At 38.5% G+C, this 15,959-nt stretch carries 8 protein-coding genes; 5 read left to right on the top strand and 3 right to left on the bottom strand.

Features of this window, described 5'->3' with window-relative positions; genetic code table 11:
• The first annotated feature begins 298 nt into the window (after nucleotides 1-298).
• Nucleotides 299-982, top strand: a complete 684-nt coding sequence (locus tag ACP6PM_RS20465) for an ElyC/SanA/YdcF family protein (RefSeq protein ID WP_426587856.1) — start codon at nucleotides 299-301, stop codon at nucleotides 980-982.
• Between the two features lie 272 nt (nucleotides 983-1,254).
• Here the strand turns inward: ACP6PM_RS20465 and ACP6PM_RS20470 are convergent, their stop codons facing one another.
• Both ACP6PM_RS20470 and ACP6PM_RS20475 read right to left on the bottom strand, forming a co-directional pair.
• Nucleotides 1,255-1,893: a hypothetical protein gene (locus ACP6PM_RS20470; protein ID WP_426587858.1), complete on the bottom strand. Its 639-nt coding sequence runs from the start codon at nucleotides 1,891-1,893 to the stop codon at nucleotides 1,255-1,257.
• 520 nt (nucleotides 1,894-2,413) lie between these two features.
• On the bottom strand, nucleotides 2,414-3,376 hold the full coding sequence (locus ACP6PM_RS20475) for an aldo/keto reductase (protein ID WP_426588000.1): 963 nt from the start codon (nucleotides 3,374-3,376) through the stop codon (nucleotides 2,414-2,416).
• Between the two features lie 1,428 nt (nucleotides 3,377-4,804).
• Between ACP6PM_RS20475 and ACP6PM_RS20480 the strand changes: the two genes are divergently transcribed.
• The 4 genes from ACP6PM_RS20480 to ACP6PM_RS20495 all read left to right on the top strand — a co-directional run bounded on the left by ACP6PM_RS20480 (nucleotide 4,805) and on the right by ACP6PM_RS20495 (nucleotide 12,016).
• On the top strand, nucleotides 4,805-10,267 hold the full coding sequence (locus ACP6PM_RS20480; RefSeq protein WP_426587860.1) for a DUF4347 domain-containing protein: 5,463 nt from the start codon (nucleotides 4,805-4,807) through the stop codon (nucleotides 10,265-10,267).
• 70 nt (nucleotides 10,268-10,337) lie between these two features.
• A complete protein-coding gene (locus tag ACP6PM_RS20485; RefSeq protein WP_426587862.1) occupies nucleotides 10,338-11,357 on the top strand; it encodes a glycosyltransferase family 2 protein in 1,020 nt (339 codons plus the stop codon).
• A 66-nt stretch (nucleotides 11,358-11,423) separates the two neighbouring features.
• Nucleotides 11,424-11,597 carry a hypothetical protein gene (locus ACP6PM_RS20490; RefSeq protein ID WP_426587864.1) on the top strand — a complete coding sequence of 58 codons (174 nt, stop codon included), beginning with the start codon at nucleotides 11,424-11,426 and terminating at the stop codon, nucleotides 11,595-11,597.
• A 245-nt stretch (nucleotides 11,598-11,842) separates the two neighbouring features.
• The gene (locus ACP6PM_RS20495; protein WP_293108284.1) at nucleotides 11,843-12,016 is read left to right on the top strand and encodes a hypothetical protein; all 174 of its coding nucleotides are present in this window, start codon (nucleotides 11,843-11,845) and stop codon (nucleotides 12,014-12,016) included.
• Nucleotides 12,017-12,263: 247 nt separating this feature from the next.
• Here ACP6PM_RS20495 and ACP6PM_RS20500 read toward each other — a convergent pair whose 3' ends face one another.
• The gene (locus tag ACP6PM_RS20500) at nucleotides 12,264-15,710 is read right to left on the bottom strand and encodes a glycosyltransferase (RefSeq protein ID WP_426587866.1); all 3,447 of its coding nucleotides are present in this window, start codon (nucleotides 15,708-15,710) and stop codon (nucleotides 12,264-12,266) included.
• Nucleotides 15,711-15,959 lie beyond the last annotated feature (249 nt).

Genomic DNA, 15,959 nt, shown 5'->3' on the forward strand with positions numbered 1-15,959 from the left:
ACTCTCCTGAAATATCCATTGAATGGCAAATTCATAACTTCTTTCTAATGTCCGCGTTTTATGCTAAATAAATATGTTGATAAAGCATAGGGAAAAAAGGGGGGAGAATAGCTCTCCTCTCCTTGTCGGAGAGGGGCTGGGGGAGAGGTCTTAATTTATCAAACTTACCCACAAAATAAATCTAGACACCCTACTACTTTAAGAATTTAAAAACTTGAGAAGGAGCATTTTTTAATAAACAATAATCTGCTGGGATGGTATTTTATTTAAAGGTAGACTAGGAAAATTTATTATCTGAATGTCACTGGAAAATAACCAACAAAACAACTTCAAAAATAATCTATTACAATGGCAGGAAAAATTAACTTCAACAATTCAACTAGGGATATTAATTCTAGGATTAATTATCTTTCTAATTGTGATGTGCTGCTTGAATATTTACTCATTTTTAGCACTAACCTCTCCGATAGAAGCTGATTTACTAATAGTTGAAGGTTGGATGTCAGACTATGCGGTCAAATCGGCGATCGCAGAATTTAATCAAGGTAGTTATCAAAAATTAATTACTACAGGTACACCGATAGGTAAGGGATTTTATCTATCAGAATATAACAACTTTGCCGAACTAACCGCAGCAACTCTGATTACCTTGGGTGTCGCTCCAGACCGAGTGGTGGCTGTACCCACTCCTCAAGTTACCAAGTATCGCACTACTGCTTCTGCTATGGCAGTGAAAGAATGGCTTCAAACTTCTAATCTCAAAGTAAACTCTATCAATATTTATACTTTAGGACCCCACGCTCGTCGTAGCTGGATGATTTATCGGAATGTTTTTAGTCCAGATATTCAGGTAGGTGTGATTGCTCTTGAACCCAAAGGTTATAATACTCACAGATGGTGGCAGTCGAGTGCAGGTATGCGGACTGTTATTGGGGAAGCGATCGCTTATTTTTATACCCGCTTCGTTGACTGGAAATCATGATCGATATTATTTTTTCATAGAAAAGCTTGCCTCCCTAATCATACCGGGAGACAAGTATAACAATTTATGGAAAACAGTTAAAAAAGAGGCGTTGCTGAATAAATGTTATGATATCTAGGAGTCAAAACTCAGGAGTCAGGAGATAGATTCAAGTTTTTTTCCGAACCAAAAGTGGGAACTAGATATGATTTGCACTTAATTAATGACTCTTACATATCTCAGTAGCGGAGTTTCTTTCATACCTAAAATTAGCAACGCCAACAAAGATAATTTTATTCTTGTTTGCGCTTGATAAGAGAACCAATAGCTAATGCACAAACTGCTAACAAACCTAATGTACCAGAGTTTTCAGGAACAGTTTCTCTTTCCACTTCCATATTTACAGCTAGAGCATTGATATCAAAACCATCACGATCTGCTGCAACTTCTGACAAATCTACTAATCTGACATATTGATATAAGTTGCTGTTACCAATATCTAGGGTGGCTCCCCCTATATAAGCTTCATCAGCAATATTCTCAATCACACCAATACTCAACCAATTTTCTAAATCATTTCCCACGAATACTTCTACTTTTTCATCATAGTCACTTTGAGAACTGTGATTTCCAAAAGTAGTCTCCCAAACTTTTACCTGCTCAGAAAACATCCCACCAAAACTAAATACAGCTTCTCCTGCAAAACCAAGGGCAAGAAAATTCTCTGTACCACTAGCTTCAGGTGCGCCAAGTGCATTATCTATGTTAGTTCTAGCAGCAATTTGATCTGAATTGTTGTATGTAAACTCGCCTTGAGTGTAGGACTCTACTATTTCTGCATAAGTGAAACTAGCTGCATGGGTGGAATTTGCAGAGATCGCTACTCCGATAGAAATAGGAAGTGCTATAGCTGCTTTGATTGCATTGTTCATAATTACTTACCTCTACTGTTATGAAGAAATTGGTAGATGCAATCTTTAAATAGCTAGCCTAATATATTACTTTTGACAATTCTTTGAATGCTCTATTGCATTTAACAGTTACCAATTTACTTGCAATAAAAGCTTAAAGACATCGGCTATTATACTGATATTTTATCTAGGCCAATTTACAATAATCATATAAAAAATTTAGGAAGTAGGGAATAAGGTTCATTAATTGATAATGGAGAATGAATAATTACCTCTGGTTAAAACCGTAACGGAATTGAATATCAGGAAATATCCTAGCACTTTTCTCGCATTGGTGATTGGATATGGTGTTTAGTGTTCGGCACAACGACCGCTTTTTCCCCTTGAAAATGTATTAATACCAAATCCGGTTATCAAAAGTACCTTTCCCCATCTCCCCATCTCCCCAACAGAATACTCTATAAACCTGATTTAGTATAAGGTGCGCCTAAACGCACCTCCAAAAATATTAATATATAGTTGATTTAACTAAAGTCTACCTTTAAAAATCCCACATAACGGGGCGATCGTCTAAAGTATCGGTCACTATCCGCCCAATAGCATCAATTTCTGCCAGCTCATCTGAGGATAATTTAACATCCGCAGCTTTAGCATTAGCAGTCGCTTGTTCCGCATTTCGCGCTCCAACAATAGCATTTGTCTGAGGTTGGGCAATCAACCAGGCGATCGCTAGTTGAGCCATAGTGCATTGTTTAGCTTCAGCAATGGGGCGCAGTTTTTCTATAGCTGTTTGCACTCGTTCGTAGTTTTCTTTAATATAAAATAATCTATTTTTAGCACGATGATCGCCTTGGGCAAATTTGTGGTCTGGTCCAAATTTACCTGTTAATAATCCCTGTGCTAAGGAGGAATAAGCAATAATAGAAATATTATTTTCAACACAGTAAGGCATTTCTTCTTTTTCTATTTTTCGCCAGAACAAAGAATAGGGTGGTTGCAGACTATCAATTTGACCATATTGAGATGCTTCTGCTATTTGTTTGCTTGAGAAATTAGAAACACCAATTGCTCTAATTTTACCCTGTTCTTTCAGTTTATTTAGAGCATTCATTGTTTCTTCAATTGGTACAATTTCACTGTTAAATGCACCAGAAGGCCAATGAATTTGATAGAGGTCAATATAATCAGTATTGAGATTTGTCAGAGAGCGATCGCAAGCTTCTATTACTTGGTCATATTTCATATGATTGGCAAAAACTTTAGTCGCTAAAACTACTTGTTCTCGGACATCTCCCAATGCTTGAGCAACAATTCTTTCTGAGTAACCATCTCCATAAACTTCAGCAGTATCAACTGTCGTAATACCTGCATCAAAAGCCGCTCTAATAGCTTTAATAGTCTCAGAATCTTCAATATCTGCCCATCCACGTTTTCCAGCTTGCCATGTCCCCATAATGATTGGGGTAATTTTAATTTCAGATGTGCCTAATGTTCGCTTTTCCATCATGGTTTGCTCATTATTTTGACTACAACTACAGCTATAACATATTGTGCATAAAGTCAAGATAAATAATTAATTTGCAAACATTAAGTAGCTTGGCATAATTAAAATTTCACTATGTCATTGCGACTTATACTCCGTGGAAGGAAGCAATCTCAATGATTTTTGCTGATTTATATTAGACTTCTTGCAGAAGTCAGGGAATAGGGAATAGGGAATAGGTATGGAGGGAGATGAAATTGTTGATTTTAGATCTTGAATTGATATAATTAAAACTTTTGCAAGAGGTCTATTTTGTTAAATAGACATCTCCGGAAAAGAGGGAACACTTAACACTTAACTGGGAACACTTAACCCACCCCTAACCCCTCCCAGGAGGGGAGTAATTGATAATTTCTGGATGAAAATTGATTTGATTTTTAATTTTCACCAGATGTCTAATAGTTATACCATTTCGACCTGATGTTGCGCTTAATAAAAGATAACAGCTATTAGTAAAATTCAGGTTTAGGTAAGAATTATTAAGCGCATTGTTACAGAGAAATAGTATTAGGTTTATTGATATCTACTAGACCGACACACCTAAAATAGTGCATTAGCTTTTTTCGTAATCACCCCATCACTCCATCTCCCCATCACCCCATCACCCCATCACCCCATCGCCCCATCGCCCCATCGCCCCATTTTCTAATGCACAAAATTAGCTGTGTCAGTCTACTACCTACTTAATGATGTTGTTATGTAGGTATAGCGCTACTTGAATCGGGAATAGGGAATAGGGAATAGGGAATAGTAAAGTGTCAAAGGGTTTCAGGATGTATAAATGTCCTAACCTTAATGCGTAGCGCTATAGTGGTGAAAAAGTAGTGATCTTCTTAAAAAAAATGGCGTTGCTGAACCAAGGGATGAATCTTTGCACAAAAGGTAAATTCTATCTTTTACTTCCTCTTTCTCTAAAGCTATAATTCCAGGACGCAAAAGACCCAACGCCCCCCACACCGACCACACGGACCACACTAATTCATCCCGCAAATATGCAACGCCAAAAAAATTAAGTGGGCAAGCAAATACTATTCCTCTCAAACTAAGAATTAGATATATTTTCTGTTGCCTGTTGCCTGTTGCCTGTTCCCTGTTGCCTGCCTCCACAATAAATCACAATCATCAAATGACTACCCTTATGTATAGATATTATTTGGTTTTTCAGTATATTTATTGAGTCCAAAAAATATACTTAAGTAATCGCCAATTCCTGATTTTTAATCCCAGATAAATATTAGTAAATATACGGTAGAAATTTGGCTTAAATTATGTTTTATTGAAGAAAAGGTTACTATTTTAGCTATTAAATGGTTAAGCTAAAGAAAGGTTAGAGGCAAGGGATTAAGTATTAAATAGTCTTATACAAAAATTTAAAAGAGAGGTAAATATATGGCGTCAAAATTGTTAGGCATGACTAAATCTATTCTTTTCATAGATCCAAATGTAGAAGACTATCAAATTCTTGTTCGTGGAACAAATCCCAATATTAAAATTGTTATCCTGGATACCTACCGCGACAGTATCCAACAAATTAGAGAAACTTTGGTTCGCAACCGGGGAGTGAAAACTGTTCATATAGTTTCTCATGGTGCCCCGGGATGTTTATATTTGGGCAATAGTCAATTAAATATTAATAGTATTAATAATGATTATTCTCAAGAGTTAGAAGCTTGGTCAGTTACTAATATATTGCTCTATGGTTGTAATGTCGCTGCGGGAGATGCTGGTACAGAATTTTTAGAAAAGTTGCAGCAACTAACAGGTGCAAATATTGCTGCGACCGCAAGACCAACTGGTAATGCTGCTTTGGGTGGTGACTGGGAGTTGGAAGTTATTAGGGGTGAGTTGGAGGTAGATGTACCTTTCACTCAGGAGACACAACAACAATGGAATTATGTTCTAGATCCATTTGAGGAAAAACCTGCCTTATTCCAAGTAATTAGTGGTGTACTTTTTCGACTTAACCCATTAACAGGAGGTTATGAGGAGATTGGTGGTACTGGTACACCAAGGTATAATGCAGCAGGTTATAACCCTAATGATAACTACATCTATGGTTTTGAAGTTAGTAATAGTAATCAGAAACTTCTGAGAATCAACTCAACTGGTACTGTTGAGTATGTCAAGAATGATGGTACAGTTACTACAGATGAAAATGATGCGGATATTTTTACAGTTAATCTTTCTCCAAATCCTACTGCTGGAGATATAGACCGAGACAATAATTTATGGATAACTAACGTCAATAGTAAAACATCAATACTTAGAATCAATCTTGATAACCCGGAAACAACAACAATAAATTTGACTGGCACACCTCCCAGTGGTGAGATGCCAGTAGATTTAACTTATATAACTTCTCAAAACAGTTTTTATGGCATCAGCAGTAACGGTGAATTAGTTACAATTGATATCTCTGATATTAATAATGCTACGATTAGCACAACTACAATACAGTTAGATAGTGGTGGAAATTTAGGTGCAGCAGGTTATGGTGCAGCTTGGACTGACGCAGAAGGAAAATTATATGTTAGTGCTAATACGGGACAACTCTATCACATCAGAGATTTTGCCAGGGCTCCAGTAGCTGAAGAACTCCTTCCTACAGAAACTACCATAAGTAATGATGGGATCTCCGAACCCTGGCTAACATCGGTTTTTGACATCCCACTAATAGACCTAGATGGTACCGATACCCCAGGAACTAACTACGAAACAACATTTACAGAAAACGGTGGTGCTGTTAATATAGTAGACATCGCGACAGGTGAGACTACAACAGATGGTTTACTTACTACTAATGGCTTGATTATTCGAGATTACATAAACAATGGTACTACTGCTGATGGCGATAGATTACAGGAAGCAACAATCACCCTGACTAATCCTATTGATGGTGACAATGAAAAATTTTTGGTTAATGGTGTAGAATTAACAAGTTCAGCTACAGTAACAGGTACAAACATAACTGCTACAGTAACTACAAACGGGGATGGCGAAAAAGTAGTTACTCTAACACCAACTACAGGAGATATCGCCAGCGTTGATGATTTTGAAACAGCACTAAAAGATATTCAATACCAAAACACCAGCGAAAACCCAGATACTACAGACAGAATTTTAGAGATAGTTCTTGGGGACGAAAATAGACACTTATCATCTGACATCTTCGGACAGGATAGTAACGAAGTTCATACTACTACAATTCAGGTTACTCCAGTTAATGATCCCCCCGTAGCTGATGACGAGTCATTCACCATGAACGAGAATGACAGCTCAATAACCCTAGACTTATTAACAGGAGACACAGACCCCGACGGCGATGACCACAACCTCAGCATCAAGTCCATCAATGGCACAGACCTAACTCCAGCTACAGCTCAAACAATCACCGTAGACAACGGGACAGTCAACGTAGCAGCAGATGGAACTATCAGTTTTACCCCAGATGCTGACTTCAATGGAGATATTATCTTTGATTATGTAGTCCAAGATGAGAATGATGGAGAAGATACAGGTACAGTAGCAGGAACAGTTAACCAAGTCAACAATAATCAGGAAGAAAACACGACACTCAATCCTGGAGACATTGCATTTGTTCAGTACAATGCTGATGGCACAGATAACTTTAAATTTGTCGCTTTAGTTGATATTCCTGCATCAGAAGAAATTAAGTTTACCGATAAAGGTTGGCTGGGCGATAATTCTGGTTTCCGTACAAGTGAAGGAATTGTTACATGGACAGCACCAGCAGGTGGTATTTCAGCGGGAACTATAGTTGAGATTGACAATACTCCATCTGCTTCTGTGGGAACAGTTTCAGGTAGCAGTTTGAACTTTGCTGCTACTGGCGACCAGATTATTGCTTATCAAGGTACAAATACTCCTATTGCTGCTCTGAATAATGAAGGAGCAGCAACCTGGCAAGCTGATGCTACTAGCACTACCACTTCTGCCTTACCCCAAGGTTTGGTTAATGGCACCAATGCAGTTGCGATTAATGAAATAGACAATGTAATATACACCGGAATTACAACGGGAGATAATGCAACACTTTTAGCAGCAATTAATGATAGTGCTAACTGGACAGGATCTAATTCGACGAATCAAACTTTTACTGGAAATTTTACCATAGGTAGCGGTGGTAATTCAACTCAAGCAACAGTCGAATACCAACTAGAAGTTTCTCAAGGTATTGGTGGTAGCGGTGATGACAAGGGCTTGGGTATAGCCACCGACAGCAATGGTAATGTTTGGGCTACAGGAGAATTCCAGGGCAGCATCGACATAGACGGAGATGGCAATAATGATTTGACCAGTAATGGCGAGGAGGATGCCTATATAGCTAAGTTCGATAGCAGTGGCAACTTGCTGTTTGCCCAAAATATCGGCGGTAGCAGTTGGGACAAGGGCTGGGGTATAGCCACCGATAGTAATGGTAATGTGTGGGCTACAGGAGAATTTTGGGGTAGCATCGACATAGACGGAGACGGCAGTAATGATTTGACCAGTAATGGCACTGTTGATAGCTATGTAGCCAAGTTTGACAGCAATGGCAACTTGCTGTTTGCCCAAAATATTGGTGGTACGGCTGGTGACTATGGCTATGGTATAGCAACCGATAGCGATAGTAATGCCTGGGTTACAGGATATTTCAAGCGCAGCATTGACATAGACGGAGACGGCAACAATGATTTGACCAGTAATGGCGTTGACGATAGCTATGTAGCGAAGTTCGACAGCAATGGCAACTTCCTGTTCGCCCAAAATATTGGCGGTAGCAGTTTTGACCATGGCTACGGTATAGCCACAGACAAAGATGGTAATGTATGGACTACAGGATATTTCCAGGAAAGTATCGACGTAGACGGAGACGGCAATAATGATTTGACCGGTAATGGTAGTTGGGATAGCTATATAGCGAAGTTCGACAGCAATGGCAACTTTCTGTTTGCCCAAAATATCGGCGGTAGCAGTTTAGACCGCGGCAATGGGATAGCCACTGACAGCGATGGTAATGTTTGGGCTACAGGATTTTTCTCTGGCAGCATTGACATAGACGGAGACGGCAACAATGATTTGACTGTTAATGGCCATCAAGATAGCTATATAGCGAAGTTCGACAGCAATGGTAACTTGCTGTTTGCTAAAAATATGGGCGACCTAGGCCATGGCATAGCCACCGATAGTAATGATAATGTGTGGGCTACAGGCACTTTCTCTGGCAGCATCGACATCGACTCTGACGGCAACAATGATTTGAGTAATAATGGTTCTTGGGATAGCTATGTAGCGAAGTTCGATAGCAATGGTAACTTGCTATTTGCCCAAAATATCGGCGGTAGCAATGTTGAACATGGCAATGGCATAGCCACAGACAAGGATGGTAATGTGTGGGCTACAGGAGAATTCGGGAGCAGCATTGACATAGACGGAGATGGCAATAATGATTTGACCAATAATGGTAATGTTGATAGCTATATAGTTAAATTTTCTCCTCTCTCTCCTCAAGACACCACTCCTCCCACAATAGCAACCCTCACCCCCGCCGACAATACCACAGATATTGCCATAGGGGCAGATTTAGTCATCAACTTTGATGAAAACATCCAAGCAGGTACAGGCAATATTGTTATCAAGACAGCCAGCAATGACTCAATAGTAGAAACCATAGATGTAACCTCTAATTTAGTCAACATCTCTAACGATACCGTTACCATCAACCCCACTGCTGACCTAGCAGAAGCAACAGAGTATTATGTCGAGATAGATGCAGGAGCAATACAAGACACTGCGGGCAATGATTTCGCTGGAATCTCCGATAACAGCACTTGGAACTTCACTACTGTTAGTAGTAATGAACCAGTCGAGTTTGATTTCAACGGCGATAGCAAAGCAGATATTCTCTGGCGAAATGACACTACCACAGAAAATCAAATCTGGGCAACTAACCCGACCAATATTCAAGGTCTTCCTAATCGTAGCAGTGATTGGAGTCTCCACCAAATAGGTAACTTTGATAACGATACTTCTATCGAAATACTCTGGCGTAATAATAACAGTGGAGAAAATCAAATCTGGAATGTGGATGGTACAACTCAAGTTAGCGGCTTACCTACTCGGAGTAGCCAATGGCAACCCCTACAAGTAGGAGACTTTGATGGCGACAATATTGATGAGCTTTTATGGCGTAATACTAACAATGGAGTGAATCAAATCTGGGATGTAGATGGTACTACTCAAGTTAGTGGCTTACTCACCAGAAATAACAATTGGACGCCAGTAGCAGTAGGAGACTTCGATGGCGACAATATTGATGAGCTTTTATGGCGTAATAATACCACTGGTCAAAATCAAATTTGGAATGTGGATGGTACGACTCAAGTTAGGGGATTACCTAATCGCAGTAGTAATTGGGAACTAGCTCAAGTAGGAGACTTTGATGGAGACAACATAGATGAGCTTTTATGGCGTAATAATACCACTGGTCAAAATCAAATTTGGAATGTGGATGGTACGACTCAAGTTAGGGGATTACCTAATCGCAGTAGTAATTGGGAAGTAGCTCAAGTAGGAGACTTTGACGGGGACAACATAGATGAACTGTTGTGGCGTAATAACAGCACTGGTCAAAACCAAATTTGGAATGTGGATGGTACAACTCAAGTTAGGGGATTACCTAATCGCAATAGTAATTGGGAAGTAGCTCAAGTAGGAGACTTTGATGGAGACAACATAGATGAATTGTTGTGGCGTAATAATAGCAATGGTCAAAATCAACTGTGGAATGTAGATGGTAGTGTGGGAATTAGTGGTATTTCATCTCAAACAATTGATTGGCAAGTTATTTGAGCCGAATCATTTTTGAGACAAATGATATAGTTGGGTTGATTTATTTCTGAAACTAGAGAAGTATTTGAATATGTCAATTACTAAAAATCAGCCATTAGTTAGTGTTGTCATCCCAACCCATAATTCCGTAAAGTATATTTGTCAAGCTATAGAAAGTGTATTGCGTCAGACTTATCCACATTATGAAATAATTGTTGTGGATGATGGTTCTGACGACAATACCAACAAAGTATTACAACTGCATACAAATCCCATCCAATACTTTTACCAAGAAAATCAAGGAGTTTCAGTAGCTCGTAATCAAGGACTCTACCATTCCCAAGGGGAGTTCATTGTGTTTTTAGATGCTGATGATTTTATGTTGCCACATAAATTAGAGGAACAAGTCCGGTGCTTTCAAAGCTATCCCCATGCAGGAATTATTCACAGTGGTTGGCATTTGGTTAATCAATATGGGGAAAAATTCGCCAATATAGAACCTTGGCAAAAAATTCCACAGTTGAACTTGGAGACCTGGTTACGTTGGAAACCTGTCATACCGGGTCCAATGATGTTTCGTCGAGAATGGTTAAATTGTGTAGGTGGATTCGATCCAGCTCTAAAATATGCAGAAGATAAAGACCTAATATTTCGTCTAGCATTAGCAGGTTGTGAGACAGTTTGGTTACCCCAACCAACGATTTGTTATCGTCAGCATAGTAGTAGTAAAAAAAAGAATAATATATTAGAAGTATTCAAAACTCAGAAATATGTACTAGAAAATTTCCTTGCGAAACCTGATATTCCAGAAAATATCCGCAAAATAGAAGACGAAATTCGTTATTATACACTATTGTGGATTGCTTGGTCTGCTTATAATTATGGTCATTTCACAGAAATGAAAGCATATTTACAGGAATCATTAAACTATACATCAGATGTGGGTATAAAAGTAATTGTAAATTGGATTGAAAATTTTCAGAAGTTTTCTTCGGCAAAAGGCGAAATCCTAGATACTTACTCTATAACTAGCTCTCTTGAATGGAAACAAGCAATACGCCAAGCTCTAAAATTAAATTTTCTCTCCAGTCTGACTGACAAAACTAGATAGGGTTTTCTCAATAAAGTCTTTTTAAGGAGTAATATAAAATTCGGATAATTACTATAGCTTGCGTCATTGCGACTGGAACGGAGTGGAAGGAAGCAATCTCATGGGTTTCGCGAGATTGCTTCCTATCGTCGCTGCGGACGAGTGTTCAAACGGATTCTATATGAGTGGGTGCTTCATGTATTGTCAAAAGCTCGCTTTGGAGTTGGGAGTGGTACAGAAGTAATAGGGGAAAAAGATTGAAAAATACTCTAATACCATTTTCATAAAATATTGCAGAGCGTGACAGAACAGGTAAAAGGAGATAGGAAACACCGGAATCAGGAAAGATAAATAGACAAAAAATGGAGGAAAAAACTTTAATGAGTGACAATGAATGCAAGCCATAAAGTATTAAACTGTAGGAATAAATCACAAAGAATGAATGTAACAGCCTTTTTTGAATTTGGTATAATATAAAATTCGGATAATTACTATAGCTTGCGTCATTGCGACTGGAACGGAGTGGAAGGAAGCAATCTCATGGGTTTCGCGAGATTGCTTCCTATCGTCGCTGCGGACGAGTGTTCAAACGGATTCTATATGAGTGGGTGCTTCATGTATTGTCAAAAGCTCGCTTTGGAGTTGGGAGTGGTACAGAAGCAATAGGGGAAAAAGATTGAAAAATACTCTAATATCATGTCCGGTTGAACAGTTATAAATAATTAGGGAGGAGTCAGGAGACAGGAGACAGGAGACAGGAGGTAAGAGGAACAAGTTTTTTTATCACTAATTATCCGGACATGATATAACTCACCCCATCACCCCATCACCCCATCTCCCCATCACCCCATCTCCCCATCACCCCATCTCCCCATCTCCTCATCCCCTCATCTCCCCATCCCCCCATCTCCCCATCCCAAATGGGTTCTATACAATAACGCTCTTTTGAACTGAAACAGTTAAAACTTTCTCAATGACTTGCTCCCATTCAGGTATTTTGGTTAATCGATCGGCATCAATAGTGTAGCCATATTCAGAAGCAAATCTAATAAAACTATCAACCCAGTCTGAAACAGTTTGCTCAGTAGAATAAGGAGTATAGTTAAAAGCTCGCTCCAGATATTTAGCCATTTGAGTTAGGTTTTTGTGGTGATACATAGACCATGCACCCCACACCCAAGTATTGTATCTAGCTCGACTTTCGAGAATACGCATCCAGTCAGGTACTTCAGGTAAAGAAAAATAGTTATCCAAAACCAACTCCAAATGTTCAACAAATTTGGGTGGGGTACTTGCTACCGTTCCCTCCTCCAAACGCAAACAATATGTTGGTTGACGTAACCAAGCGGTTTCAGTAAACTTAATACCCATACGAATCACAAAATCTACATCTGCAATATCTTCTTTGAGATGAGTGTTGAAACCTCCTAAAAGCTTAACCCGATCGCTACGAAACATCATCGCTTTTGTCGGAGCATATTTATAAATTTTCCATAGTTTCCAAATATGCCAATCTAACTCTGGTAAATCACACCAAGGTTTTACTGTTAAAGTAATTTCTCCACTGGAGTTAACAATTTGCCAACCACTATGAACAAAGTCTATTGAAGATGCACCTTTGTCAAAGCAGTTAACCTGTAATGCTAATCTCTCAGGTAGAAAATAACTATCAGGATGTAAAAATGTTATAAATTCACCTTGTGCTAGGTTAATACCATGATTTAGTGCAGCTAATATTTCTGGTTTCTGACCTTCAAGATAAACATATTGAATTTTATTCTGGTAAGGCTCTAAAATAGGACGAACTATATCTTTGGGTCCATTATTAACAACAATAATTTCGTAAGAGGTATATGTCTGCCTGAGAACACTTTCGATCGCTTTTTGAGTATATAAAGGTCTATTACGCGCAGGAATAACAACACTAACTCTAGGAGTATTATTGGACTGCTGAAATTTCAGACACCAGGTTGCATCAGATGTTCGACAGGAAAGAGGATATCCACCTAGCTCTCGGTTTCTCTGAGCTTCTATACCATGAAATGCAGTAAACTGACCCTTTGGCAAATGAGCATAGTCATGGTTTTGATGGACGCACATAATTACTTCACTGGCATCCACTACAGGATACTTCTTGATTAGAGCATTGTAAACCATCCACGTATCCCAGGCAGCACGTCCAATTGCAAATTCAGGTAACTGAGCAAATAAATGTCTAGGGTATGTAAAATAATCCATACCATAGGCTGTATTTAATACAGCTTCCTTATTTACTAATCTCCTTAATTCATTTTCCCAATTTTGTTGATTAAAGTCTATAAGAGTAGTGATGTTTATATTCCACCTTCTTCCTATAATCAAGAATTCTTCTAGCAATGTAGACACATACTTGACACTAGGAATAAAATCACTAACAAGCATGATGTCAGAATTAACATATGTCAAAATATCGTGGCTTGCTAGCTTGTGAGCTTGAGCAAACATATCACTGAGTAAAGGTGTTCCATACTCGTTGTGTTGAACATTAGGCACATGGCGTACACCTAATTCTTTAACAATATCTTCTGTACCTTCCTCTTCTCCAAAAATAATAATCTCTGGTTTTGGTTTGAGCAAAGTCCAGCTTTTAATTGCATTTGTTTGAATCACCCCAATGTGTTCTTTAAATGGTTTAGGTATAGCAAAAATTGTCATACCATTTTTTGCTGGTAGACTAGCTTGTCTGAGAGTTTCTTGGCTTTTGCTAGAAATCAGTAATAAGTTTCTGTTGGTACCTTCTGAAACAACTTGCCTAGTTTCTGATTTTGTTGGGGTTATAACTGAGTGTTGTTTTTGAGTGTGAATATTAGTTTCTTTTCCTAAATACCTTAATTTTTCCTGTGCTTCAGAAAAATCAGGCTCTGCTGCTAGAACTTTTGTTAATGCTTCTTCTGCTAAATCTAGTTTACCTAACTCCAAAGCAGATTTTGCTAAATACCAAGATGTACGCCAGTGAGTTCCAAGTTCATTAGCCTCAGCAAATTCAGCGATCGCTTCTGAATGTTTTCCTTGTTGTTGTAGCACTAACCCTGACCATAACCTTAAATACCCATTTTTCTGATAATAAGAACGATAATGAAAGATGCCACCTGCACCCTTACTGTAGAGTAATGGAGATGATTCGGCAATTTTTTTATCTGCATCTAAAAGTTCTTGAATATCTTGTGAAGTCATACTCACTAAGAATTGAGACTCTGTATTACCTATAGACTGAATAAACAAGTCTGCAGCATATAATTTCTGGGATTGATTAGCTTTTTTACCCCAGTTCTTTTTAGCCTTTGGCGATCGTATTAACTTTTGATAAAGTTTATGTGTTGCCTTAGCTGCATTTTCTCCTCCAAACATCTGCTCTGCGTATTTTCGAGCATTTTCCCCCAGTCTTTGCCGTTCTTCCGGGTGATGATATAAGTATTCAATTGCCTGCTTGTACTCTAACTCACTCTTGACAATCAGACCAGTGTAATTATCAACCACTGTTCGACTAGCTCCACCATAGGGAAAAATAACTGCAGGTATTCCTGCATACATAACTTCCTGTAATACTAGCTCAACAGTTGAATAGTTATCCTTGCAAAGAGGATAGCCAAAAACATCCATTACTTCAATTACAGAACGAATATCTTCTACATAACCTTGAAACTCAAATCTTTCTTTGACTTGTAAAGCTTCCACCTCTGTCTTTAATTTTGCACAAGCATCTCCTTTACCGCAAATAATAAACTTAATATTTGGAATATTAATTCCTGCACTCATTGGTACATAATTAGGGTGCATTTTCACGAATCCTACTGTACCGATGTAGCCAACATTAAAAGTATTGTGTGGTTTAGGAGAAAAATTAGCTAGTCGCGCAAAATCTGTTGCTCCATATATCATCCCAGTTTTTTCTAATCTGATTTTCTCTGGCAATTCTTGAAAAATCGTACTTTCGTGAGCATAGGGACTTGTAGCGAGAGCAAAATCAGCATAATCAATTAACTCCTTAGTAATAATTTGCGGTGGATAACATCCAGCTACATTGAACTTGATTAGTAGTCGCATTGGTGGAAGTCCAGAGCGTATAAACTCATAGATTTCTGGGCTATTCCAAAAATGCAAATGTACTATATCTGCATTGCCAATTTCCTGTAGAATTGCCTCGCGATTTAGCAGAGCTATTACATTTATACCAGCTTCTTCCGCTATTTTAATAGCAACTGGATCGGCAGAAAGTAGAGAAACAATACGTTGTTGATAATCTGAAAAGATTGATAAATATTTTGCTGTAGCTATTAGGGAACGAAAAGCTCCTCCAACAGAAGCTTGACGAATGATATGAAGAATTTTGATCATAATTTAGTAGTAGACATCTCCAGAAAAGAACGAACAGGGAACAGGAAACAGGAAACAGGGAACAGGGAACAGGAAACAGGGAACAGGGGGGAGTAATTGATAATTTATAGATCAGAATTGATTTGATTTTTCATTATAAAAGAGGGAACAGGGAACAGGAAACAGGGAACAGGGGGGAGTAATTGATAATTTATAGATCAGAATTGATTTGATTTTTCATTATAAAAGAGGGAACAGGGAACAGGAAAC

This window comes from Dapis brunnea BLCC-M229 (genome assembly GCF_050015995.1).
Classification (GTDB): Bacteria; Cyanobacteriota; Cyanobacteriia; order Cyanobacteriales; family Microcoleaceae; genus Trichodesmium.

Coding starts and splice junctions, on each gene's coding strand:
- ACP6PM_RS20465 (WP_426587856.1), top strand. CDS start 299: ATGTCACTGGAAAATAACCAACAAAACAACTTCAAAAATAATCTATTA.
- ACP6PM_RS20470 (WP_426587858.1), bottom strand. CDS start 1,893: ATGAACAATGCAATCAAAGCAGCTATAGCACTTCCTATTTCTATCGGA.
- ACP6PM_RS20475 (WP_426588000.1), bottom strand. CDS start 3,376: ATGGAAAAGCGAACATTAGGCACATCTGAAATTAAAATTACCCCAATC.
- ACP6PM_RS20480 (WP_426587860.1), top strand. CDS start 4,805: ATGGCGTCAAAATTGTTAGGCATGACTAAATCTATTCTTTTCATAGAT.
- ACP6PM_RS20485 (WP_426587862.1), top strand. CDS start 10,338: ATGTCAATTACTAAAAATCAGCCATTAGTTAGTGTTGTCATCCCAACC.
- ACP6PM_RS20500 (WP_426587866.1), bottom strand. CDS start 15,710: ATGATCAAAATTCTTCATATCATTCGTCAAGCTTCTGTTGGAGGAGCT.